This window comes from Anaerovorax odorimutans DSM 5092, from assembly GCF_000426305.1.
In the GTDB taxonomy this organism is placed as follows: Bacteria; Bacillota; Clostridia; order Peptostreptococcales; family Anaerovoracaceae; genus Anaerovorax; species Anaerovorax odorimutans.
On sequence record NZ_AUFC01000019.1, the window covers coordinates 1 to 25,553 of the forward strand.

Sequence of the window (25,553 nt, forward strand, 5' to 3'; positions counted from 1 at the left end):
GCCAGGATCAAACTCTTAATTAAAGTTGTATTTAAAAGCCGAAGCTTTAAAATCTGGTTCAGTAAAACGCATCGCGTTTCATTTTCTATCTTCATATTTGTTATACGAATCTAGAATTATTGTTTTTTAAAGAAATTGTACGTTGACTCATTCGTTTATGAATTCATCTTACCAATCTTTGCTGATTGTTTGTACTTTAGTCTCTTTCGAGAACTACTTAAAGTCCTCTTTGACTAAATTTCTACACTATGGAGTTTTCAAGGTTCAACGGACTTATTATTCTTTGCTAATCAAATGAATAAATGTCCTTCGTCAGTAATTACAAATACAATTGTAATCTGTGACATGGCTTAGCTTCTTTTAAGAAAGAGCTCCGTTGACTTCTCAACGCTCGTCCGCGTCTAGCGAACTTTTTTAGTATATCTCATCTTGCTATCTTTGTCAACTACTTTTTCAACTTTTTTATTTTTGTTTAGTTTACTTGGTAATTTCGTTTTTGATAGCTTAACTATATTACCAAACACAATAACATATGTCAACCGTTTTTTCATAATTATTTAAAATTATTTTAAAAAAGGTTAAAACAATACATTCCTAGATAAACTACAATTCTAATATTACCATTTTCAAACTACTTTATTCATATCTATAATAACTATTTCTAAATTGGTGTGTAAACATAATTACTGTTCAAATATAAAAAGCTATTGTTTTGCTATAAGGGGTATGGGTTATTTATATAAAAATATGTATATAAAGAAAACGACAAACTTAAAATTATGCTTGTCGTTTTCGTTATATTATTATATTGTTTATCTCGTTAATTAATTATCATATTAATTATATGGCATTTACAATCAAGTCACCGGTTTCTTTTGTTCCTATAGGTTTCATGCCATCTACCATAATATCCGGCGTTCTATATCCAGCTTTTAATACAGATTTAACCGCATTTTCTATATCATCAGCCTCCTTAGATAATCCAAAAGTATAACGAAGCATCATAGCACTTGATAAAATAGTAGCCATTGGATTCGCTTTATTTTGCCCTGCAATATCAGGTGCAGAGCCATGTACAGGTTCATACATTCCAAAATTACCTTTTGCAAGACTCGCAGATGGTAGCATACCTATAGATCCTGTAATCATACTTGCTTCATCAGAAAGTATATCTCCAAATATGTTGCTTGTTACAATAACATCAAACTGCTTAGGGTTTCTAACTAATTGCATTGCTGCATTATCAATGTACATATGATTTAGTTCAACCTCAGGGTAGTCTTTAGCCACCTCTGTCACTATTCTTCTCCAAAGTCTAGAACTTTCCAATACATTGGCCTTGTCAACACTGGTTAACTTTTTCCCTCTTTTCATAGCCATATCAAAAGCAACAATAGCTATTCTTTTTACTTCTTCTTCTGAATAAAGTTCTATGTCATATGCCGCAGGCCCAAGCTCTGTATCTTTGAAACCTTTTTCTCCAAAATAAATTCCACCAGTTAACTCTCTTACAACAAGAATATCCATTCCTCCACTTACTATTTCAGCTTTTAATGGACAAGCATCTGCAAGTTCTTCAAATAAAAGAGCAGGCCTCAGATTTGCAAATAATCCAAGTTCTTTTCTTAATCCTAATAATGCTCTTTCCGGTCTCTTATCGCCAGGTAGAGTATCCCACTGCCATCCTCCTACAGCTCCCAAAAAAACTGCATCGCTGTTTTTACAAATATCTATTGTTTCTTGAGGAAGACATTCTCCTGTAGCATCTATTGCAGCTCCTCCGGCTAATACTGTCGTATAGTTAAATTTATGATTATATTTTTCTCCTATTTTATCCAATACTCTTACAGTCTGTTCCACTACTTCTGGTCCAATTCCATCTCCTGGTACTAATGCAATTTTGTAGTTCATGACTTTTAATCACTCCTTATTTTAATTTATTTATAGATTCTCTTTTACGTAATTTACTAAGCCTCCGCTTTCTATAATCTTTGTTATAAAGTCGGGGAAGGGTTCCGCTTGATATGTTTCATTTTTTGTATTATTTGTTATTATACCAGTTTGAAAGTCTACCGTTACTTCATCTCCTGCTTCAATTTTCTCTGCTGCCTCTTCACATTCTAATATTGGAAGACCTGTATTAAATGAATTCCTGTAAAAAATTCTCGCAAAGGTTGGTGCAATAACACAACTTACACCGGAAGCTTTAATAGCAATCGGCGCATGCTCTCTTGACGATCCACATCCGAAATTTTTTCCAGCTACTATAATATCTCCTTCTTGTACTTTAGATGCAAATTCTGCATCGATATCCTCCATACAATGAGATGCCAGTTCTGACGGCTCCGATGTGTTTAAGTGTCTTGCCGGAATTATTACATCTGTATCTACGTTTTCACCATATTTAAAAACTTTTCCCATTTTAAACTATTCCTTTCTTTTAATTAAAATATCCTAATTTTAAAATTCTTCTGGATTTGCAATACATCCTTTTACCGCTGATGCTGCTGCTACAGCCGGACTTGCAAGATAAACTTCAGAATCCACGTGACCCATTCTGCCTACAAAGTTTCTGTTTGTTGTGGCAACAGCTCTTTCTCCTGCTGCAAGAATCCCCATATGACCTCCAAGGCATGGTCCGCATGTTGGAGTAGAGAAAACCGCTCCTGCTTTAACAAATATTTCTGCATATCCAGCTTTAATACAATCAAGATATATTTGTTGTGTTCCCGGGAAAATAATACATCTTACATTTTTAGCAACCTTTTTACCTTTTAATATTTTAGCTGTTACTTTCATATCTTCCATTCTTCCATTTGTACATGAACCAATAACAACTTGATCTATTTTTACATTACCGACTTCATCAATTTTCTTTGTGTTTTCAGGAAGATGCGGAAAAGCAACAGTTGGTCTGATTGCTGCCAAATCAATCACATACGTTTCATCATAAACAGCATTTTTATCTGGTTTATAAACCTTCATACTTTTCTTAAATGCTTTATTTTTATTTCTATGCTGCTTCATATATTCTTTTGTCTTTTCATCTACCATAAAGATTCCATTTTTTGCTCCTGCTTCAATAGCCATATTAGCCATAGCGAGTCTGTCATCCATGGAAAGATTCTTTAATCCCGATCCCATAAATTCCATAGATTTATAAAGGGCACCATCTACTCCAATCATACCAATAATATGAAGGATAACATCCTTACCGCTTACCCATTTTGATGGCTTTCCAACAAGTTCAAATTTAATAGCTGAAGGTACTTTAAACCATGCCTTTCCTCTTGCCATCCCAGCTGCCATGTCTGTAGAACCAATACCTGTGGAAAAAGCTCCTAATGCCCCGTATGTGCAAGTATGTGAATCTGCTCCAATGACAACATCTCCTGCAACGACCAATCCTTTTTCAGGTAAAAGAGCATGCTCAATACCCATTTCACCAACTTCAAAATAATTTTCTATATCTTGTTTACCTGCAAATTCTCTTAGCATTTTACATTGCTCTGCCGCTTTGATATCTTTATTTGGTGTAAAATGATCCGGAACTAATACTACTTTATTTATATCAAAAACACCCTTTGCTCCCATTTTATTAAATTCTTTAATTGCCACCGGTCCTGTAATATCATTAGCCAAAACAATGTCTAAATTAGCTTCGATAAACTGACCAGGTTTTACTTCTTTTAGCCCTGCATGCGCAGCTAAAATTTTCTGAGTCATAGTCATTGCCATATTAATTTACCTCCCTCATTTTTTTATGGTTTTCCTCATCATATATCATTTTATTTACAGCATTTACATAAGCATAAATGCTTGCTTCAATTACATCTGTAGAAAGACCTCTTCCTGCAAAGACAGTACCTTCTTCATTACTTATTTTTACAAGAGCATCTCCTTGCGCATCTTTTCCTTCTGTTACTGATTTTAATTCGTAATCTTCTAATTTTAAAGACATTCCCACAATTTTTTCGATAGCTTTAAAAGCTGCATCAACTGGGCCATCACCAGTTGAAACTCTTTCGATAAATTTGCCTTCTTTCATCATTTTTACTACTGCTGTTGAAGTAATACTGTTTCCGCTGTTAATCACAAACTTGTCAACACTAAATGTTTTAGGAACTTGAACTGATTCCTTATCAATAAGTACTTCAATATCCCTATCATATACTTGCTTTTTCTTATCAGCAAGAACTTTAAACTTTTTAAAAGTAATATCGATATCTTCATCTGATAAATCATAACCCAAGGCTTTTACTTTATTTTTAAAGGCATGTTTACCTGAATGTTTTCCAAGTACCATATTATTGGCATTAAGTCCAACAGATTCTGGTGTCATAATTTCATACGTTTCTCTATTATTCAAAACACCATGCTGGTGTATACCTGATTCGTGTGCAAATGCATTCTCACCAACTATCGCCTTATTAGGCTGTACCTTTACACCTGTAATTCTGCTTAACAGACTGGATGAACGCATGATTTCCGTTGTTACAATTCTTGTATCAGCATCCAGCATATCTTTTCTTGTATGCAATGCCATAACAAGTTCTTCCATTGCAGAATTTCCTGCTCTTTCTCCTATTCCATTGATCGTACATTCTATTTGTGTTACTCCTGCTTTAATAGCTGCAAGAGAATTAGCAACTCCAAGGCCAAGATCATTATGACAATGTGCTGATATAGTCACATTATCTAATGAAGGTGCAAGTTTTCTAAGATTCATAAAAAATTCATAATGTTCATCGGGAGTAGTATACCCTACTGTATCAGGCAAATTGATAGTAGTGGCTCCAGCTTTAATAACTCCCTCTATAACTTTAGCTAAAAATTGAGGATTACTTCTAGTGGCATCTTCAGCTGAGAATTCAATATCACTGCAGTATCCCTTTGCATGTTTTACCATTTCAATAGCTCTTTCATAAACTTCATCTGGCGTCATCTGTAATTTATATTCCATATGAAGTGGTGATGTTGCTATAAATGTATGAATTCTCGGTGCAGCTGCATCTTTTAAAGCCTCCCAGGCTCTGTCAATATCTCCTTTTACTGTTCTTGCCAGGCTTGCCACCCTACAATCTTTAATAGTTTCTGCTATTGTTTTTACAGACAGAAAATCTCCCGGTGATGAAATTGCAAATCCTGCCTCAATTATATCGACTTTCATTCGTTCTAATTGTTTTGCCATCTCTATTTTTTCTTTTAGATTCATACTGCAACCTGGTGACTGCTCTCCATCTCTAAGCGTAGTGTCAAAAATTTTAATCATTTTCATTCCCATTTTAAATCCTCCTTTAATTAAGCGGAAACTTACTTTCAAAATAAAATGAAAGTTATCTGTAATTCAATTTAACTTACAGGTCCCAGGATATTTGGTATTACTTACTACAAAATTGAAATTTTTATATATGAAAGCTTTTAAAAATACATCTGCTCTCTTCAATTTTATTTAAATTGTAGTTTTTATTTATTTATATCTAAAAGAGATATTTCCTATATATTAAAAAATCCCTGAAGTTTAATAATAAACCTCAGGGACGATATAATACTACCGCGGTACCACCCTAGTTACTGTCAAATACAGTCCACTCTTTAGATTCCAACAAATCCTTGACCTTGATAACGGGGTCTTCCGTGATTCCTTAATAGATAACCGTTAGGGAACCCTGCTCAGGAGCGAGATATAATCCTTTTTACGTATCGGTTTTCAGCTGCCACCGACTCTCTGTAACGTTTTTTCAGAATTAAAAACTCCGTCATTGCATTTAGAATTTTAAATCTATTGCGTTTAGTATACATAAAAATTTTTATAATGTCAAATAGAATTTTTATGTATTTAAGAATATTTTTCAATCAAAGTTTAACATTTTGATGCATTGAATTCTTCTTCAATTTCTTTAGGAAGCTTGGTTGCAAGACTTATTAAAATAATAGCAATTGAAGATGCAATAAAGCCCGGAATAATTTCATAAATGCTGAATATTCCTCCCACCGATTTCATATAGTACCAAATTAAATCCACAGCACCGCCAATAATCATTCCTGCAATAGCGCCCTGCTTTGTTGTTCTTTTCCAAAACAAAGAGAATAAAATAAGGGGTCCAAAAGCAGATCCAAAGCCTCCCCAAGCGCAAGATACAAGTCCAAATACGGAGCTGTTTGGATCAAGAGCCAGTAAAATAGCTATTGCGGCAACCAAAACTACCGTAATTCTGCTAATCCAGACCATACCCATTTCATCTACATTGTTTTTAGAAATAAGTCCGTAAAGGTCTTTGGATACAGAAGATGCGGTTACCAAGAGTTGAGAACTTGCGGTACTCATAATTGCTGCTAGTATTGCAGTTAAAAGCAGCCCTGAAACCACTTCATTAAACATTAAATGAATCATAGTCATATATATGGTTTCACCATCTTTTAAATCAGGAAGCATTGCTTTACCTACCATTCCGATAATTACTGCTGTACTTAGAGTAATTATTACCCATGTCATGGCTATAATTCTTGATTTTTTAATATTGTCAGGCGATTCAATAGCCATAAATCTAACTAAAATATGTGGTTGACCAAAATATCCTAACCCCCATCCAAGGGCTGATGCAAGAAGCAGTACATTTACAGAATCTCCATCCATAGGGAAAAATCCCAACTTTTCCGGTGTTAATTGTGCAAGCCTTGCAGCAACTTCTCCCGATCCTCCCATATCTGCTATTGCAATTACGGGTACTATAATCAATGCAAAAAACATGATTGTACCTTGAATTGTATCTGTCCAACAAACTGCTGAAAATCCGCCAAGTGCAGTATATGATAAAATAATTAATGCACCTATTATTAGGCCAATTGTATAATCAAGGCCAAATACTGTTGAAAATAACTTAGCTCCTGCCGAAAATTGTGCCGCCGTATAAATAAGAAAAAAGATAACTATAAACACTGATGATACAACTCTTAATATATGTTTGGTATCTCTAAAGCGATTTTCAAAAAAATCTGGGATGGTAATAGAATTTGATGATGTTTCTGTATATTTTCTTAATCTCTTCGCTACAAACAGCCAATTTAGATATGTACCTATGGCTAGCCCAACAGCTGTCCATATTGCTTCAGATGTACCTGCCCATATACCATATGCTAATCCGGGTAATCCAATTAACAACCATCCACTCATGTCTGAAGCTTGTGCTGACATTGCTGTTACCCAACTGTTTAACTTTCTACCACCTAGAGTATAATCTGATATATTCTTTGTCTTATTGTAAAATATAAATCCTATTGCTACCATAAGAGCTAAATAAATTATAAATATTACTGCTATCGTGTTCAAGTCTCTTTACCTTCCTTTGCTTTTATCTTTTTCACTCTTTTTTCTAAATCATGTCTTTTCAGCCATACTTCTGTGCCACATGTGATACACTTAATTCTAAAATCCATACCTGTACGCTTTACTTCAAAGCTATTGCCTCCACATGGATGTTTCTTTTTTAATTCGATTATATCTCCAACATTTATATTTAAAGGCATATTTCACCATTCCTTTTAATAAATATTACTTACCTATAATTTTATCAATACCCATATAAGGTCTTAAAGCTTCAGGAATTATTACTGAACCATCTTCCTGCTGATAATTTTCCAATATGGCAGCACAAGTCCTGCCTACAGCTAATCCTGAGCCATTTAGTGTATGAACAAATTCTGGTTTACCCTTAGCTTCTGGTCTAAATCTTATATTTCCTCTTCTTGCCTGATAATTTTCAAAATTACTACAAGAGGAAATTTCAACATATCTTCCATAACTAGGCATCCAAACTTCAATATCATATGTCATTGCTGAAGAAAATCCAAGATCTCCCGTGCTAAGTTTTACAACTCTATATGGGATTTCAAGTTTCTTTAGAACTTCTTCTGCTGCTAAAAGTAAAGATTCCAACTCATTATATGAATTCTCCGGCTTAACAAATTTAACTAATTCAACTTTATTAAATTGATGTTGTCTAATTAATCCTCGTGTATCTCTTCCTGCAGAACCTGCTTCTTTTCTGAAACATGGTGTATAAGCAGTATAATATATTGGAAGTTCCTCAGAATCAACAATCTCATTCATATGAAGATTAGTAACAGGAACTTCTGCTGTAGGAATTAAAAAGAAATCTTTCGCCGGTACCCAAAACATATCGTCTTCAAATTTCGGAAGCTGACCTGTACCTGTCATAGCATCTCTATTTACCATAAACGGTGGTAATATTTCTGTATACCCATGATCTTGTGTATGCAAATTTAACATGAAATTAATAATAGAACGTTCAAGTCTGGCACCTAAACCCTTATAAACGGTAAATCTAGCACCTGCAATCTTTGCTGCTCTTTCAAAATCAAGAATACCTAAATCAGCTCCCACATCCCAATGGGCCTTATATTCAAAATCAAACTTTCTTGGAGTTCCTACTTTTCTTATTTCTAAATTGTCCGAGTCATCTTTCCCAATAGGAACACTTGGATGCGGTGTATTTGGTATATTAAGAAGTGCTGTTTTAAGTTCATCCTCTACTTCACTCAATTCTGCATCTAAACTTTTAATTTCATCAGAAAGGCGTTTCATCTCAGCCATTAATTCTGTAGTATCCTTACCCTCTTTTTTAAGCTTTGGAATTTGTTTAGAATCGAGGTTTTGTTTGTTTTTCATCTGTTCAACCTTAGCTAATATGGCTCTTCTTTTTTCATCTAATTCGATAACCTTATCAATACCGAAATCACCTTGACCTCTTGATTCTACCGCTTTCTTAACATTCTCAAAATCTTCTCTGATTCTTTTTATATCTAACATTTTTCCATCTCCCTAGAGTAAATTCTTTTTATATTCTATATATATATCCGTTAATTCCTGTACTTTTTCTTGCATTTCAATCTGTAATTCTGATGCATCATCATATTTTTTCTCATCTAATGCATTTTTTATTCTCGTTAATAAACATTTTTCTGTCATCTTATCTTGTCCCAGATAAACTCTTAGTTTTTGAATTCTATTCCAATTGTACATATCATAATCTGTACAATCATTATCAAGATGGCCCTTTCTACATTCTCTTACTAACTGCATGGTATTTGGAATAATTCTGTTATGCAGCTCTGTTGCCCATTGTGCTGTAGCCGCTTCTTTATATGAGGCTAATGTAATATCGTCAAAGACCCCACCTCTCATTAATATTCCCACCTTATCAGGGTATTTATCAAAAGCGGATATGTTTTCCCAAACTGTTGCAGGTGCTTTACCAAATATTTTGTTTCTTTCTTCTTCACTATATTCATCAAACACATCTTTTTCACTTCTATATACTCTGTCTTTTTCTAGATAAAAAGCTTCTTCTCCGTGTTTTTTAGAAAGAATTTCCTCTAGTTCCTTAGAGGTTTTTCCGTCTTCTAATGCAACTTTAATACCATCAAGCATAGCTAAATATCCTGTAGCTAATACTAGATAAGTATTACTCTTCGGATTTGGTGAGCGAAGTTCAAACCTTGTTGACAGAGGATTATTTTGATCTCGCACAAGACCAATTAATACAGTTCTGTTTCTTGAAGGATTTTCAGCCGTATGTCCTATAGAGGTTACTATGCAAATAGGTGCTTCAAATCCCGGCTTTAATCTATTAATTGCATCATTTGTTGCCGTAACAAACGGATTCATTACCTCATAATTTTTTAACATTCCCATAAGCGCGCCAAATCCAATTGGATTCATAAATTCTTTTTTTGCATCTTTTGGCGCAAATAAACTTATCATTTTTCCGCTTTTTAATTTTGCCGCAACTCCCATATGTGTATGTTCACCGCTTCCGGCAACACCTTCAATTGGTTTTGCCATAAAAGTTACTTCAAGACCATGCGCCCTAAATATATCTTTTACGATATATTTAATTTGCATTTCGTTATCTGCTGCTTGCAGTGCAGTACTATATTTCCAATCAATCTCCAGTTGTTCTAATATATGATCATATTCTCCGGAACTTCCAAGTTTAGCCGGAATTCCGCCAACCTCTTTATGTCCCATTTCCACTTCAAACCCATATTTATCTAAAATAATCAATGATTTTTCTAAAGCAGTTCTTACAGGACCTCTTGTTCTTTGCCAATATTGTTCTTTTAATTCTTGTGAAGTGGAAAGCTGCTCTTTATCTGCTTTATCTTCTGGAGTTCTAACCCAAAATTCAAGTTCTGTGGCAGCAGTTAAAACTAAATCTTCTATTTCATCAGCTGAATCTATGTCTAAATCTTCTAAGACATATGGATTTTCTCTTAAAAGCTGTATCAATCCTTGTTTAAAAGTTTCTACTGCTTTTCTAAGCATTACTCTTGATCCAACTTCTGCAGTATCATTATGTACTAAAAAAGATGGAATTCTCAATGTTCCCACGGGAAGTTTTGTATCTTCTGTGAGAAAATTATAATTATAGTCTACATACCAATTTACATCTAAGTCAGGTATAATATCTACTTTTGCATTATTTAAAGCTGCAATTTTAGGAAGTACAACACTAGAGCCATCAGTTTGAACACCATGAACTAAAAATTTATCCATATCCTTTATAAATAAATGCACCGGAATTTTTTCATCTGTGTCATGTCCTCCAATGTCCAGTCCCACAAGAGATACAAATTTAATCTCTGGATGAAGATTCAATAATTCAGTTATTTCTTCTTTTGAATGTTTTTCTTTTGGAATGTTAAATAACATTCTATCTATCATCATACTTTTTACTCCTTTCGGCTATTTTTAATATTTATAAATTAAGTCCCTTTATATTTGTTTATAGAACATATCTGTTTTTTGCCTGTTAACATTTAATTATACCTTGCAAATTATAGTTTTTCCAGTTATTTTTATAATTTGCAAAAAATCTGCATAAACAAAAACTCGCAATAGCGAGTTTTTGTTTATATTTTAATTATTCCTCCGAATTATTTCCTGTATTCTCATTTGAATCTGGTGACAAAAGATTTAAATATTTTTCCAGCTGTTTTAAATATTGCCCGTAAGTCGCCCAATCGCCATTTTGCTGTGCAGCCGTTGCATTTTTAAATGCTTCATTTGCAAGGGAAATAATCTCATTAACACTAAGTTCTTCATCTTCTGTCTTTTCTATTTTGTTATCATTTCCTGTTAAATTTACTCCTGAACCATCTCCAAAAAGTGTATCAAGAGCTTCAGCTAAAGTCGGCTCATAAGCAATTCGGTCTCCATATGCAACAATTACTCTCTTTACTTCAGGTAAACTTGAATTTGATGCTTCTAAATATACTGGTTCTACATACAATAAGGACTGTTCTATTGGAATAACAAACATATTTCCTCTTGTATACGTAGATCCCGAAGAATTCCAAAGAGAAAATTCTTTTGATATTTCTGTATGCTGATCTATCTGAGCCTCTATCTGCATTGGACCATATATAATTTTATCTTTTGGTAATTTATATATAATCAGCTCTCCGTAATGTTCACCATCATTTCTTGCTACCAAAAGACCTGTCATATTTTTCTTACCTCTTGGTGTATATGGTACTGAATTAATAAATTCCACCTTATCTTCACCCGGAAGTTTCATAATATAATAATTCGCCGACATAGGAACTTCTTTTGTTCCATAAATCTCATTTGATACTGCCCATAAGTCTTCATCTTGATAAAATACCTTAACATCATTCATATGATAACGTTTGTAAACATTTGCTTGTATATTAAATAACGTATTAGGATATCTGATATGTGCACGTAATTCTTCCGGCATTTGATCAAAAGACTTAAATAATTTTGGATAAATTTGTGCATAAGTCTTAGCAATAGGATCATTATCATCAACAATATAATAATTTACATCACCATTGTAAGCATCAATAACTATTTTGACAGAATTTCTAATATAATTAATGCGGCTTTTTTCCGGGTCAAAAGGTTCTGAATATGGATAATAGCTACTTGTTGTATATGCATCTATCATCCAATAGAGTTTTCCTCCTACTGTGACAATATACGGATCATTATCATAATCAAGAAATGGCATGATTTTTTCAATTCTATCCATAATGTTCCTATTTATTATTATTTTAGAATCACTGTCAATATTTGTGGAAACAAGAAGTTTTAAACTTTGCTCACGAATGGCAAATAACACTCTGTTAAATAAATTTAATTTAATCCCTGCATTGCCTTCATAAGTTGCATATTTATTGTTATCTCCATTTGGATAATCAAATTCTTTTTCCCCTGTATTTGTAAGTATATAATTATTTGTTAATTCTCCAAAATAAATTTCAGGTCTAGTTATATTTATTTCTTCTACTTCAGAAACCGGTGGAATACTGTCAATAAGCATATCCGGCTGTCCGCTGGCAGTTACCTTATCTACTCTTGATAAAGTAATTCCGTAACCATGTGTATATTTAAGATGTGCATTAAGCCATTCTTTTCTAATCTGGTTTTCGTCTATTTCTCTTGCAGACAAGAAGGTCTGTGTATATTCACCGTTGACCATATATCTATCTACATCAACGTCATAGAAAGAATAATATAACCTTATACTTTGAGTTTGATTATAGAATTTTTTAGCAGGTTCATAATCATTAATACGGATATTAGAAATTGTACCCATATTGTTTTGAATATCTTGTTTGGTAAGTGTATTATCAGCAGCAAAGGCTTTTACAACTACATCTTGCAAGTCATAGGCGGACTGAGTAAAGTGTATATTATTTTCTAAATATTGACCTTCTTTATTTATTTCATCAGGTGAAACTATCAAGTTTTGTACTAACAATGCTGCTCCTGAGCCTACTGCTCCAATTAAAATCATTATTACAGGAACAACTAAAATAGTTCTAAACTTTCTTTTTTTAACACCTACTACAAACATTACCGCTGCTATAAAGGAAAGAACCATAAGAAGTCTGTATACCCATAGAGTAATATTTATATCAGTATATCCCGCACCGTAAAGAACACCGGTTTGTGAATATAATAAATTATATTGCTTTAAATAAAAGTTTGCGCCAACCATAATAAAAAATATAATCCCCAGTACGGTGAGCTGCGATGATGCAATATTAAAAAGTTCTTTTAAGTTATTGTCATTAAAATGCTTTTTAGGTTTTTGTCCAAGGCCTCCATTCATTGCTTGACCAAATTTATCAAAAGCATCTCCAAATACACCTCCAAAAGAATTATATCTTCTAGCCGCATCTTCTTGCTCTTCATATTCATACGAATTATCATTTTGCGGATCAAATATTTTTGGACGTCTTAATGAAAGTAATATAAAGTAATAAACTACAGTCAGTAATACAAACGCTACTACAATTCCAATTGAAATTTGATTGATTTGCCTTATAAATTCTAATTTAAAAATATAAAATGATACATCCATATTGAAAATAGGATCTGCAATATTAAAAGATGTACTGTTATAGAATTTTAATATTTCAAACCAAAGTCTGGTTACTGTAGCTAATGTTACAAAAATACCAAAAATAGCTCCAAATCCTAATGTAATTCTATTTAAAGCTTTTTCACTTACTGAAGTAGACTCTACAGTATCAACCTTTTTATAATATCCCTTTTTTAAAGCTCTTAAATAAATATACGTTAATATGGAAATAATTATAAAGCTTGGAATCCCAATCTTTAATTGTGTAAATAACTGTTTAAAAAATACACTTGTATAGCCTAATTCTTTAAACCACATATAATCTGTTAAAAATCTAACTAAACCACCAAATCCAGACAGAATAACAAATAATATTATTATGGCTATACCTAAACCAAATTTTTTCTTTTTCAAAGAATCACCTCATTAACCTTTTATCCTTATTTAATAACGTTTTCTATAGCCTTCTTTGCAGCCTCAGGAAGTGCATCTCTTCCACCTTTTACTTCTTCTAATGAATCTAAATAATTCAACCTGTTATTCATGCTTTTAATTACAAGCTCTGTATACTCTTTATTACTAAAATCTGGGCTAAATCCTTCCACATCCATAGTTTTAAATCCGGTAAACGGGCCAAACTCCTTAAATTCAGCAGTTTCATCAACAATATTTTCTATTATTTCTATTGTCACTTCTTTAGGAATTTTTTTATCAAGGAAAAATCCTGTATTAATAATGAAACACTGTACTCCTCTTTTTTCAAATAAGTATTTAAATTTTTCATAATCCTCAGAAAGAGCATAAGTTCTAAACGGGTTTGCATAAGGTTCGAATACTAACGCATTCTTATCTACACCTTCAGCTATTTTTTCCGCACTTGTTCTCTTTGTTGCAAGTGTTGCTCCCATTACCGAAGCTAATGTTGGATCTTCAATTTTAATAACAGGAGGAAGGGTATTATCCTTCATTAGCCAAACAATAGTATTAATGGGTTCATCCATTTTGTCAACTCTGTTAGCAGCCCATAACTTTGATTTAATAGCTCTTCCATTACCATTTCTGATGTCTTCTGTTACAAGTACTAATTTACCGTCTGCATCAATTGTAGCTCCGCAATTTTGCGCTGTAATAAGATACTTGTTATCTTCTGAAGTAAGAGGATAATCTTGAGTTTTATCAAAATAAGATGGTTCAAGCGCTACTGTTGATCCATTTTCACTAGAAATAATATAAGCATCATCATGTAATACGGTAACATCATATTTACCATTATGCTTTGCATGTGTTATCGTTGATTTTCCCGAACCTGATAGCCCAAAAACACCCATAACATGTTTTTGGCCATCTTTTCTTATCATTCTTTTTAATCCACCATGGCATGATGCATATCCATTTCTATTTGCTATACTCCAAGCTAAAGTCAAAGTTCCTTTTTTATGTTCGCCAAAATATCTCAACCCTAATAAGCAGGCACAATTATGTTCCGGATCAAAATACGCTAAACCGTCAGGAAATTTTGGATGGGAAAAATCAGGATCAGAAAGTATAAAAATATCCGGTTCATTTCCAACTGGCTTGGAGTTTGCGAACATATCATTATAAAAATCATTTATATATTGAAAATTTAATAACCAGTTATATAGTGTATTTTCATAAGTTTCCGGAATAAGCAAGTTTGCCTTTACAATAAAATCTGTATCTAACCCAATATAAGATTCGGTATGTAACATATTTTTATATCTCGTGTTATAAACCGCTTCTCTCAACACCTTTGCTATTTCAGCCTCGTCTACTCCCTTTTCTCCAAGAATTACCCTAGCTCCAGCAAATCTACCGACTGTAGTTCCATCATTAAAAAGTAAAATTTTTGCATCGTCAGGTAAACCAATTTTTTCGGGACAATATACAGGCATATCCGTGATTATAGTTCCACATGTATTTTTAGCCATTTCATAAACTTCTTTTAAGTCTATAACTTTCCTTACATTATTTCCATAAAATGCAGTTTCAAGGGTGGATCTTGACATGGAAAACGCAGGGTTTCCTGTAGTTATTTGATCTCTTTGAAATCTTGATTTGGTTGACATATTCCTCTCTCCTTTTATATTATTAATTAAAATTTATAATAATTTACTATTTGAATCTTGTCCCCTACTACTTCTAAATGGTATATCCAATTATAACTTTTAGAATTTAAGTTTCCATTTTCTTGAATTTCAATTTCTTCATGACACCATGTATAATAACCATTTTCTCCTTTTCTAATCTCTCCGATTTCCAATAAGTTAAAAGTTTCTTTAACTTTACCCACTTTAGAAAAGGTTCTTGCATTTTCCTCTGCTTGACTACCACTTTTTATTAATTCAAAGACTTCATTATTTGCATTATTTAAATAATCTACCCATTTAGAGTCAAATTGTATCAAAGTCCCTACGATTTCATTATCATAATAAAGATCTTTTCCATTCTCAGATTTCATCCATATATTATTTTCAATAGGTTTTGAATTATTTATATCTGAGAGGCCATAGTCTGTTCCTGAGATATACTTTAAAGAGTCATTCGCCTTAACTTCAAGAATATTTTGGTTTTTATCTTTTTGATTTTCAATCAAAACGGATTTATCTGCTTCAGGACTAGAATCTAATTCTGATTCGCTATCCTGCTTAGTAGTATTACCTTCATTATTTATTTGAGAATCATCTTCTTCATTTGTTTTATTATCCGTTTCATTTTTTGTATTATTCCCTAAATCAGAAATAAATTGAACTACCTTCAATTCTTTTTCTGTTATAAATTTTGAAGCTTTACTATTTGGAGCAATAAATTTAATTCCTAAAAATGAAATTTCTAAAATTAAAATTAAAATAATTATTACTAGAAGTATTTTTAAAAAAATATTTCCTTTTTTACTTTTTTCTGTTTCTTCTGTTTCAATATTATTTTTAATTGTATTGCCTGATAAATTGCCAGGTTCATTCTCTTTATTAATTACGGTTTCACTATTTTCATTGTCTGCCTTTTTATCATTTATTTCATTATTTAGTATTTCATTTTTCTTCTTTTCATTTTCTTCTTTTACAAGAATTTCATCTGTTGTTTTATTTATATTATCCTTAACCGTTTTATTAACTTCTAACAATTCTTCTGTTTCTTTTGTTTCTTCTGTTTCAAAACTTCTAAAGAAATTTTCTCTTGCCATCTTCATTTCTTCTAAAGATTCATTATCAAAATTATGTAATTTAAATTCAATATCAGAAGAATCTAAATCTTCTTCTATCATTTCTTTTTTACTGTCTTTAATTTTATTATTTGTGTTATTATTAATTGATTCATTTTCATTTAAAATATCTGGTGAAATATTAAAAGTTTCATAATTAATATTTTCTATTGTATTACTTGCAAGTATATTTGAATTATGTTCCTTATATCTATGTTCTGAATTCTTTCTTATTCTTTCATATTCTTTATCTAAAAGTTTTTGAAATTCTTCATTTTTTTTATTAAATGTAAAAAATTCATTTTCATTTATATTTTTCAATTCTTCTTTTTGATTATTAAAAAATATATTTTTATCTTTATGCATTTTTATTTCTGAAATGTCATTATGTGCCTTTATTTCTTTTTTTATCAATTCTTTTTCTATTTTTATAGTATCTTTACTGCTTTTAGCTTCATTATTAATTAAATTTGTATCATTTTCTTCACTAGATAATAATTCTGTTTCTTCAACTTTTCTGTTCTTTTCTTCTGTGTCTTTTATATGTATATCATTATAAATACCGTTTATTTCTTTTGTACTATCCTTTTCTATATCATATTTATCTTTTGAATTCTCATTCTCATCCACAAAAAATAAAAAATCATTATTTGATTCATTTTCTTTATTTTCCGGTTCTATTTTTTTTGCTCTTATATTTTCATACGGATCCGGTCCCCATTTAAAATCAATTGCCTCTGTTTTCTTTGGTTTTGGGAAATCATATATATTCCAAGAAAATTCATCTTCTGGTCTAATTTTTTCAACTGCTCCATCAGCCTCTTCTTTAGGTAAACTTGATTCTTCTTTTTCTATATTTTGTTTTTGCAGCTCATCTTCTTTATCTGGCTCTTCAATTATATTATCTTCGTTTTCGAATTTATTATATGAAGGATTAACGCTGATTTCTTCTTCTGAGTCTGTATCTTCTGTATCCAATTTTTCTCTTGTTACTTTTAAACCGCATATTTTACAAAATTGGTCTGTATCGTCAAGTAAATTATTACACTTTTTACAATACATATAATTATCCTCCATTATCTAACTTTATTCTTTTATTTGTTTTTCCAATTCTTCTATTGTATAAACTCTGCCTGATTTTCCCATATTTTCTGCTTTTTTAGAAGGAAATACCTGCTTTACCTTTGTTTTTTTAACAATATAATCATTTTCATTGTCATAATTTTCTATATCAAGAAATTCTTTATTTGATTTTATCTCTTTTTTATACTGTTGTTTTTCCAATATTTGTTCTATTTTCTGTAGTATTTCTTTATTACATACTTTTAACTCTACACTATTTACCTTTTCTTCTATATTTTTTAAAATTTCTACCTGTGTATTTACTTTCCAATACCACAGTCTAGCTTGTCTTAATATAACCCAAAAAAAACCAACTAATATAATCAATATGAAAATAGCGATCAATATCAAAATTGATAATGGAACGCCTAAATTTTTAAAATATTCAATTATACTTATGAAAATATTTGTTTTTTCGCCCATATGTAGTACCCGAATTTCTAAAATTCATTCACTTTTCATAATTATAATACACATAAAGCTTAATATCAATCATAACAAATAAAATCAAAACAAAAAAACCCTATCTTAAGTATTTTCAGTACTAATTAAGTTAATTCAAAGTTAATTTTGATATGTTTTTACAATATTCTCAAAGAATATATCATACAAAAGATTTTTATTTGTATTTCAGCTTTTATTCTAAATTTTTTATTATTGAATCAATTTTGAATTTACATTTCCTATTTTTTTAATAAATAAAAAGAGCGGGGAAAAACCCGCCCTCTATATTATAAGAGAGATTTAAAATATATAATAGCATGACGCCAACCAAAGTTGGCGCTTTTAATTTTACGAGGTTTCCATGCTATTAATTTTACTAAATGATATTAATTCATAATTCTAATAATCTGAATTAGTCATGTTTTCACAATTCTGTACATTGTTAGTAGCTTTTGACTTAGCGTTTTTTCTGCTCTTTCCTTCAGATTTGTTTGTTGAATTTGTCATTTCAGTATTTTGTTTTTTATTCTTTTTCATTTCTCATCCCTCCTTAATCATTATTTTGTTCAATGCTATTTTATATATTCTAGGAAAAATTAGGAATTTTTATACATATTTTTATCTTTGTCTAAATATTTTTTGTCTAATCAATGATAATATTAATAATAGTGAATATGATGTAATGAGCTAAAAAGAAGGAGGAATTTCTCGTGAGTAAGGTAAAGGTAAAAGAAAAAATTGAAGCATTTGGATTAAAAAAAATAATTGGTTATTTGGATAACAATCCAGAAGAAAATATCCCCAAAATATTAAATTGGGTAGAAAAACTTGACAAGGACAAAAGCTTTGCCTCTGCCGAGAAACTTGTTCGAAAAGCTTTAGCAGATCCTGATAATAATTGGAATATTCTTATGAAAAGTCTTTTTACTGATATAGATAAAGACGTTAGAAAAAAGCTTTTTGAAAATTTTATTGTAAATTCTGTAGTTTTAGGCTGCCGAAGAAAACATGAAGCTGAAAAAGAATATAATTGTAATGTTCCATGGACTTTACTTATGGATCCTACTTCTGCTTGCAATTTACACTGCACAGGTTGTTGGGCTGCTGAATATGGTGATAAACTTTCCATGGACTTTGATATGCTTGACGATATTATAACGCAAGGTAAAGAACTTGGCATGCATATGTTTATATTTACAGGAGGCGAACCACTGGTTCGTAAAGATATTGTTATAAAACTGTGTGAAAAACATAATGACAGCGTTTTTTTGTCATTTACTAATGGAACTTTAATTGATGAAGCTTTTGCTGATGAAATGCTTAGGGTTAAGAATTTTATTCCTGCAATCAGTGTAGAAGGTTTTGAAAAAGAAACCGATATGAGAAGAGGAAAAGGCACCTATGCAAAAGTTATTAAAGCCATGGATATATTAAAAGCTAAGAAACTTCCGTTTGGGTTTTCTACTTGTTATCATAGACAAAATGCTGAAATAATTGGAAGTGAAGCTTATTTTGATGAAATGATAAAAAGAGGCTGCAAATTCGGATGGATTTTTACATATATGCCTGTAGGTACAGATGCTGTTACTGATTTAATGGCAACTGCCGAGCAACGTGAATACATGTACCACCAAGTAAGAGACTTTCGAAGTAAAAAACCAATTTTTACAATGGATTTTTGGAATGACGGAGAATACGTAGATGGATGCATTGCTGGAGGGCGCTGCTATTTACATATAAATGCAAATGGGGATATTGAGCCATGCGCATTTATCCATTATGCAGACTCTAATATTAAAGAAAAAACTTTACTTGAAGCTCTACAATCTCCATTATTTATGCAGTATAGACAAAACCAGCCTTTTAATGAAAATCATTTAAGACCGTGCCCTCTTTTAGATAATGTGGGAAGACTAGCTGATATGGTACATAAATCAGGTGCTTCATCTACTGACCTTCAAAATCCTGAGGATGTTGATGAATTAACAAATAAATGTATTGAAACTGCAAATAATTGGGAAAAAATTGCAGACAAACTTTGGGATAAATAGTTTTTTATAAATTGTGAGTATTATATAATGTTACAAAAATAAGACAAATATTTTGTCTTATTTTTTTTGCACTATTAAAATACTTTAGAATTTAAAAAGGTATATAATATATTGTTGGATAAAGGTATATAATAAAAAAATTTTATATTTTCCTGTTTAATTTTTTATTTATCTTTTAATATTTTAAAGTTGTATTTTTTTGCTATTGTTATTGAAAATATTTGTTGACAGCTTATACTCTATATGTTATTATTTTAAATGTTCCTAAAAGCAGGATATTATGCATCATTAGCTCAGTTGGTAGAGCACCTGACTCTTAATCAGGGTGTCCAGGGTTCGAACCCCTGATGGTGTACCAAATAAAAAACCTTGAAACTACATGATTTCAAGGTTTTTTTAATTTTATAATTATGTAATATTAAAAAAAATTCATAAAAAATTCACAGTATAAATTTATTCATAAAAAGAAACTCATTCATATATATTTCTATAAATTTTATTACTTATAAAATAAACCCCAAACATTAATAAAGTAACAATAATTGGAGAGATTAATAATAAAATTTCCATGCCTATATTTACTTCACCAATCTTATCATAAATGATGTAAGTAAAATTTTCATAATAATAACATCCCCAAAGAAAAATTGAAACAATCCATCCTACTAAGCATGACGGAATTAGTCCGTGAAATATATCTTTTATTTTTAAAGTATTCTTAGTAAATTTAAAAAATAAACCAAAAGGTAAATATATTAAAAATGTTTTTACTACTCTAGGAATAAACTCAGCTATAAAATTATAATTATCCCCTGCAAGAACAAATAATATGTAATCTCCCAGCCAAATGATTAAAACAGCATAAATTACTGCAATTATATTTAAGCTATTAGTTATTTGTAACTGTTTAAATTTTCTCATATCATTAATCCCCTTACTACGAAATAGTTTTCCCAAATCTCTTTTTATTATTTGCTTAACAGTCAAAGTGTACTATATGTTATAATACACTGTCAATAATTTTAATAAAATTATAATAAATATGGAATGAGAATATCAATAATTACATTTATTGCATAAAAAACTCTTTTCTGTTAAAATAATATAATCTGTATTAGAAAGGATAATAAAAAAATAAATGATAAATCAAGATTTAATATCTGCATATCAAAAACGCCGTATTTTTGGTATTATCTCCCACCCAGATGCAGGAAAAACCACACTTACGGAAAAGCTATTACTGCATGGCGGAGCTATTCGCGAGGCAGGTACGGTTAAAGCTCGAAAAAACTCAAAATCCGCCACATCTGATTGGATGGAAATAGAAAAACAACGTGGAATCTCAGTAACTTCCTCTGTAATGCAGTTTAACTATAAAGATAAAGTAATATCAATCATGGATACTCCCGGTCATAACGATTTCGGAGAAGATACTTATCGTATTTTGACTTCTGTAGATAGTGCTGTTATGGTTATTGATGCGGCGAAGGGAATTGAGGCTCAAACAAAAAAGCTGTTTAAAGTATGTAGTATGCGTGGTATCCCAATCTTTACTTTTATAAATAAGCTTGATCGCTTATCAAAAGATCCATTGGAATCTATGGAAGAATTGGAAGAAGTACTAGGTCTGCCTTCTGTTGCAGTAACATGGCCGATAGGCAATGGTCCTGATTTTGAAGGCATTTATGATCGTTTAACAAATGAAATTCATCTATTTCGTAAAAATAAATCAATAAAACTTGGAGAAGAAGGTGTTTTCAGCAAAGAATTGGACGAACTTTTATACTCTAATAACTTGGATAATTTGAGAAATGAAATTGAATTGATTGATGGTGCAGGCAATACGTATGATCTAGATAAGATAAAAGAAGGAAAGCTCTCTCCTGTCTTCTTTGGTTCTGCATTAGCAGATTTTGGAGTAACAACATTTTTAAATCATTTTCTTGATATATCTCCTGCTCCTGGCATGCGAAAAACATTAACGGGCGAAGTTGATCCTGGCGATGATACTTTTAATGGATTTATTTTTAAAATACAAGCCAATATGAATCCTGCACATAGAGACAGACTTGCATTTTTACGTATTTGTTCAGGAACTTTTGAGCGTGGTATGACAGTAACACTCACAAGAACAGGAAAACCTATAAAGCTTACTCAATCAACACATCTTATGGCTAATGAGCGTGAAACAATAGATAAAGCTTATGCAGGTGATATAATAGGAATATATGATACAGGAACTTATCAAATTGGTGACACATTAACAACAAGTAAAGAAAAAATATTTTTTGAACCACTTCCAACCTTCCCTGCCGAATTGTTTTCCCTTGTAAGCCCTATTAATTCATTAAAGGCTAAACATTTTCAAAAGGGTGTATCACAGCTGGCACAAGAAGGTGCTATTCAAGTTTATAAAAATGAATATAATGAAGTAATACTTGGTGCTGTAGGTGCTCTGCAATTTGAAGTTTTTGAATATCGTCTAAAAAATGAATACAATGCTGATATTCGTATGAATAGTTTAGACTTCACCATAGCTCGTTGGGTTAAAACAGACGATCTAAAAGCATTAAAAAGTAAATTAGACTCTCGCTGCATGTTAGTTTTCGACCATTTTGAAAGACCTCTTATTTTATTTGCTAATCAATTTACACTAAACTATTTTGTTGAACGATTTAATGATATAGAATTAATCGAACCTCTATCAGTTAATCAAACATTTAATGCTTAAAAACATTTTATTATAAAAAACAAAAAGTCTCGTTACTAATAGCGAGACTTTTATATTATGTAATTTATTAATAAATTTAATTTAGTTTTATTCTTTATAAGGTTTAAAGAAATTAATAATTCCATTAGCATCAGCTTCTGCCAATTTCTGTCTAAATTCCGGAGATTTTAATAATTCTACTTCTTCCAAATTTGTATAAAAACCATGTTCTATGAGTACGGCCGGCATATCAGTATATTTTATGACATAAAACTCTGCTTCTTTAAGACCCCTGTTTTGTATATCTACACTTTTAATAGTTTCATCTTGAATTGATTTTGCTAGTTCCTCAGCAATACCACCCTTTTTATAAACATAAATTTCCCAACCTTTTACTTTATTCCAATCACCATTTCCAAAAGCATTTGCATGAATACTTACATATATATCTGCATCAGAAGTATTTGCAACTGAACACCTGTCTTTTAAAGATGGATCTGTATCATCTTCTACTGTAAATAATACTTCTATCCCCTCAGCTTCTAAAAGCGGACGTATTCGATTTGCTATATCACGGTTAAATTCATATTCCATAAGTGATTCATCACAGCTTCTCTTGCCTGCTGTTGATTTCCCATGTCCCGGATCAAGCATAACAACTAATTTACCGTCTCCCATAGGGTCAAATTTTAATTTTGCAAAATCCAAATATATACTTTTTTTATCTTGGGAAAAAGATATAACCGGATTTGTCAGTTCCTTTAGATCAACAACAATACGAGTTCTCCCTTCATTTTCATCAAAGCCGGAACGAACATTTTTTATAACAGAAATTGCATTATCAACTGTTATATCTGTAACTTTGGTATTCAATCCAAAGTTAGAAATATCTATAAAAAATCTATTTGGATTTGTCAGGGTGTCTTGTGAATATTGTAAAATAGGTTCATTTGCCGTTATTGTAATTCTATGTTTATTATCATTCTCTGCAAAATTAATTCCCGTGATTTCTCCCAATAACTCATTAGATTTATCTTCATTGTCTTTTTGTTCATTTTCTTTTCCTTCTGATGGTGATATAAGAGAAACCGTTCTGGTTTTACCATCCCATTCCACATCAAACTTTAATGATTCAGAAACAAAACGTACTGGTATCAAAGTTCTATCATTAACTAGCTGTGCCGGTACATCTAAAATCTTTTTTTCCCCATCTACATATGCAATATTTGAATTTATTTTTAAATCAACACGTTTTTGTTTATATTCAATTCCAATATCTGAGGGTTTTTCTTTCTCCCAATATACAGTTCCTCCTATTGCTTCAAAAACAGCTCTGGCAGGGACTAATGTTCTGTCACTTTTTATTACAGGTGCTACATCCGTAGTAATTTTTTCCCCATCAATTTGCAATATTATAGAATTATCTTGTGCATATACACTTATACAGCTGGCTATTAAAAGTACCGCTAAAACTATTACAGTTAGTATAATCCTTTTTTTATTCATTTTCAATCGACCCTTTTCCCTTTGACAATTATTAACGTTTATTAGTATATTTTATGACTTTTTATCATAGTTTGTCTACTATTTTTACAATATTGCCTTAATAATGTAATATAATTGAAAGATTACTTAAATAATTGAAAGATGACATTTGTTAAAATAACAAACTCATGTTATAGTTATTTTATAATAACATTTATTGGATTAAAGGAGAAGTAATTGATAATATGCAAAATGACAAAAGATATGCTGTCTTAATTGATGCAGATAACATCTCAGATAGATATGTAAAAATTATCTTAGATGAGATTTCCAACGATGGGGTAGCAACTTATAAAAGAATTTACGGAGATTGGACAAAACCATGTTTTTCCACATGGAAAAAAGTATTATTGGAGCATTCTATAACGCCAATTCAACAATACGGTTATACCACAGGAAAAAATGCTACCGATTCTGCAATGATTATAGATGCTATGGATATACTATATTCAGGGAATGTAGAAGGATTTTGCCTAGTTTCCAGTGACAGTGATTTTACAAGATTAGCTTCCAGATTAAGAGAATCTGGCATGAATGTAGTTGGAATGGGTGAAAGTAAAACTCCAAAAGCTTTTATTTCTGCTTGTAATAAATTTAAATATTTAGATTTAATATCTTTAGCAAATGAACCAAAATTAACATCTAAAAAACCTCTGTCAAATAACTCGGAAGATTATAAGAGAAAGCGTTTTGATGAAATAAAGAATTCAATTATTACTATAGTCAAAGAAAATTCCGATGAAGACGAATGGATGTTTATAGGGGATATTGGAAATAAGCTTCAGAAAAGATATCCTGATTTTGATGTTAGAAATTTTGGTTATACTAAATTTACACCTTTTATCAAATCATTAGATTTATTTGAAATAAGAGCAGATAAAGTTAGCGGTTCAAATATTAAATTAATATATGTAAAAGAAAAATAAATTTATAATTCTAAATAATGAAATCTATGTTGCCAGAATTTCTTTTAACTTCCATATATACATGTTATAATATATACATGTATATAAATTCACAAAATATAAAGGAGGAATTACAAA

General features: G+C 31.1%; 18 protein-coding genes, 1 tRNA gene and 1 other annotated feature. Of the genes, 4 read left to right on the plus strand and 15 right to left on the minus strand.

What is annotated here, in order from left to right:
* Nucleotides 1-840 precede the first annotated feature (840 nt).
* The 13 genes from leuB to K292_RS18610 form a co-directional block, all read right to left on the minus strand.
* Nucleotides 841-1,911, minus strand: coding sequence for a 3-isopropylmalate dehydrogenase (gene leuB / locus K292_RS0108120; protein WP_027399416.1), 1,071 nt, complete (start codon nt 1,909-1,911; stop codon nt 841-843).
* A 30-nt stretch (nt 1,912-1,941) separates the two neighbouring features.
* Entirely contained in the window at nt 1,942-2,421 is a 480-nt protein-coding gene (gene leuD / locus K292_RS0108125; RefSeq protein ID WP_027399417.1) for a 3-isopropylmalate dehydratase small subunit, read from the minus strand.
* Nucleotides 2,422-2,460: 39 nt separating this feature from the next.
* A complete protein-coding gene (gene leuC, locus K292_RS0108130; protein ID WP_027399418.1) occupies nt 2,461-3,738 on the minus strand; it encodes a 3-isopropylmalate dehydratase large subunit in 1,278 nt (425 codons plus the stop codon).
* Between the two features lies 1 nt (nt 3,739).
* Nucleotides 3,740-5,284: a 2-isopropylmalate synthase gene (locus tag K292_RS0108135; RefSeq protein ID WP_027399419.1), complete on the minus strand. Its 1,545-nt coding sequence runs from the start codon at nt 5,282-5,284 to the stop codon at nt 3,740-3,742.
* A gap of 249 nt (nt 5,285-5,533) precedes the next feature.
* Nucleotides 5,534-5,772, minus strand: a binding site (T-box leader).
* Nucleotides 5,773-5,863: 91 nt separating this feature from the next.
* Nucleotides 5,864-7,330: a sodium/proline symporter PutP gene (putP, locus tag K292_RS0108140; RefSeq protein WP_027399420.1), complete on the minus strand. Its 1,467-nt coding sequence runs from the start codon at nt 7,328-7,330 to the stop codon at nt 5,864-5,866.
* The gene (locus K292_RS0108145) at nt 7,327-7,527 is read right to left on the minus strand and encodes a DUF951 domain-containing protein (RefSeq protein ID WP_027399421.1); all 201 of its coding nucleotides are present in this window, start codon (nt 7,525-7,527) and stop codon (nt 7,327-7,329) included. The genes putP and K292_RS0108145 overlap by 4 nt, the downstream gene beginning before the upstream one ends.
* A gap of 25 nt (nt 7,528-7,552) precedes the next feature.
* Nucleotides 7,553-8,830: a serine--tRNA ligase gene (gene serS, locus K292_RS0108150; protein WP_027399422.1), complete on the minus strand. Its 1,278-nt coding sequence runs from the start codon at nt 8,828-8,830 to the stop codon at nt 7,553-7,555.
* 12 nt (nt 8,831-8,842) lie between these two features.
* On the minus strand, nt 8,843-10,747 hold the full coding sequence (locus tag K292_RS0108155; protein WP_027399423.1) for a type I glutamate--ammonia ligase: 1,905 nt from the start codon (nt 10,745-10,747) through the stop codon (nt 8,843-8,845).
* Nucleotides 10,748-10,946: 199 nt separating this feature from the next.
* Nucleotides 10,947-13,832 (minus strand): UPF0182 family membrane protein, encoded by a 2,886-nt coding sequence (locus K292_RS0108160; RefSeq protein WP_027399424.1) that lies wholly within the window; start codon nt 13,830-13,832, stop codon nt 10,947-10,949.
* Nucleotides 13,833-13,858: 26 nt separating this feature from the next.
* Nucleotides 13,859-15,505, minus strand: a complete 1,647-nt coding sequence (locus K292_RS0108165) for a phosphoenolpyruvate carboxykinase (ATP) (RefSeq protein ID WP_027399425.1) — start codon at nt 15,503-15,505, stop codon at nt 13,859-13,861.
* 26 nt (nt 15,506-15,531) lie between these two features.
* Complete coding sequence (locus K292_RS0108170) at nt 15,532-17,700, minus strand: zinc ribbon domain-containing protein (protein WP_027399426.1); 2,169 nt, start codon at nt 17,698-17,700, stop codon at nt 15,532-15,534.
* Nucleotides 17,701-17,724: 24 nt separating this feature from the next.
* Nucleotides 17,725-18,183: a hypothetical protein gene (locus K292_RS0108175; RefSeq protein ID WP_027399427.1), complete on the minus strand. Its 459-nt coding sequence runs from the start codon at nt 18,181-18,183 to the stop codon at nt 17,725-17,727.
* 420 nt (nt 18,184-18,603) lie between these two features.
* Nucleotides 18,604-18,741, minus strand: a complete 138-nt coding sequence (locus K292_RS18610; protein ID WP_156900505.1) for a hypothetical protein — start codon at nt 18,739-18,741, stop codon at nt 18,604-18,606.
* A 173-nt stretch (nt 18,742-18,914) separates the two neighbouring features.
* On the opposite strand from K292_RS18610, the gene K292_RS0108185 reads away from it, so the two are divergent.
* Nucleotides 18,915-20,255: a radical SAM protein gene (locus tag K292_RS0108185; protein WP_027399428.1), complete on the plus strand. Its 1,341-nt coding sequence runs from the start codon at nt 18,915-18,917 to the stop codon at nt 20,253-20,255.
* A 282-nt stretch (nt 20,256-20,537) separates the two neighbouring features.
* A tRNA-Lys gene (locus tag K292_RS0108190) sits at nt 20,538-20,613 on the plus strand.
* Between the two features lie 113 nt (nt 20,614-20,726).
* On the opposite strand, the gene K292_RS0108195 is transcribed toward K292_RS0108190, so the two are convergent.
* On the minus strand, nt 20,727-21,176 hold the full coding sequence (locus K292_RS0108195) for a hypothetical protein (protein ID WP_027399429.1): 450 nt from the start codon (nt 21,174-21,176) through the stop codon (nt 20,727-20,729).
* 217 nt (nt 21,177-21,393) lie between these two features.
* On the opposite strand from K292_RS0108195, the gene K292_RS0108200 reads away from it, so the two are divergent.
* Nucleotides 21,394-22,986 (plus strand): peptide chain release factor 3, encoded by a 1,593-nt coding sequence (locus tag K292_RS0108200; RefSeq protein WP_084145945.1) that lies wholly within the window; start codon nt 21,394-21,396, stop codon nt 22,984-22,986.
* A gap of 87 nt (nt 22,987-23,073) precedes the next feature.
* Here K292_RS0108200 and K292_RS0108205 read toward each other — a convergent pair whose 3' ends face one another.
* Entirely contained in the window at nt 23,074-24,471 is a 1,398-nt protein-coding gene (locus K292_RS0108205; protein ID WP_027399431.1) for an N-acetylmuramoyl-L-alanine amidase family protein, read from the minus strand.
* Between the two features lie 224 nt (nt 24,472-24,695).
* Between K292_RS0108205 and K292_RS0108210 the strand changes: the two genes are divergently transcribed.
* Entirely contained in the window at nt 24,696-25,436 is a 741-nt protein-coding gene (locus K292_RS0108210) for an NYN domain-containing protein (RefSeq protein ID WP_027399432.1), read from the plus strand.
* The last annotated feature ends 117 nt before the right edge of the window (nt 25,437-25,553 follow it).

Coding starts and splice junctions, on each gene's coding strand:
- leuB (WP_027399416.1), bottom strand. CDS start 1,911: ATGAACTACAAAATTGCATTAGTACCAGGAGATGGAATTGGACCAGAA.
- leuD (WP_027399417.1), bottom strand. CDS start 2,421: ATGGGAAAAGTTTTTAAATATGGTGAAAACGTAGATACAGATGTAATA.
- leuC (WP_027399418.1), bottom strand. CDS start 3,738: ATGGCAATGACTATGACTCAGAAAATTTTAGCTGCGCATGCAGGGCTA.
- K292_RS0108135 (WP_027399419.1), bottom strand. CDS start 5,284: ATGGGAATGAAAATGATTAAAATTTTTGACACTACGCTTAGAGATGGA.
- K292_RS0108145 (WP_027399421.1), bottom strand. CDS start 7,527: ATGCCTTTAAATATAAATGTTGGAGATATAATCGAATTAAAAAAGAAA.
- serS (WP_027399422.1), bottom strand. CDS start 8,830: ATGTTAGATATAAAAAGAATCAGAGAAGATTTTGAGAATGTTAAGAAA.
- K292_RS0108155 (WP_027399423.1), bottom strand. CDS start 10,747: ATGATAGATAGAATGTTATTTAACATTCCAAAAGAAAAACATTCAAAA.
- K292_RS0108165 (WP_027399425.1), bottom strand. CDS start 15,505: ATGTCAACCAAATCAAGATTTCAAAGAGATCAAATAACTACAGGAAAC.
- K292_RS0108170 (WP_027399426.1), bottom strand. CDS start 17,700: ATGTATTGTAAAAAGTGTAATAATTTACTTGACGATACAGACCAATTT.
- K292_RS0108175 (WP_027399427.1), bottom strand. CDS start 18,183: ATGGGCGAAAAAACAAATATTTTCATAAGTATAATTGAATATTTTAAA.
- K292_RS18610 (WP_156900505.1), bottom strand. CDS start 18,741: ATGAAAAAGAATAAAAAACAAAATACTGAAATGACAAATTCAACAAAC.
- K292_RS0108195 (WP_027399429.1), bottom strand. CDS start 21,176: ATGAGAAAATTTAAACAGTTACAAATAACTAATAGCTTAAATATAATT.
- K292_RS0108200 (WP_084145945.1), top strand. CDS start 21,394: ATGATAAATCAAGATTTAATATCTGCATATCAAAAACGCCGTATTTTT.
- K292_RS0108205 (WP_027399431.1), bottom strand. CDS start 24,471: ATGAATAAAAAAAGGATTATACTAACTGTAATAGTTTTAGCGGTACTT.
- K292_RS0108210 (WP_027399432.1), top strand. CDS start 24,696: ATGCAAAATGACAAAAGATATGCTGTCTTAATTGATGCAGATAACATC.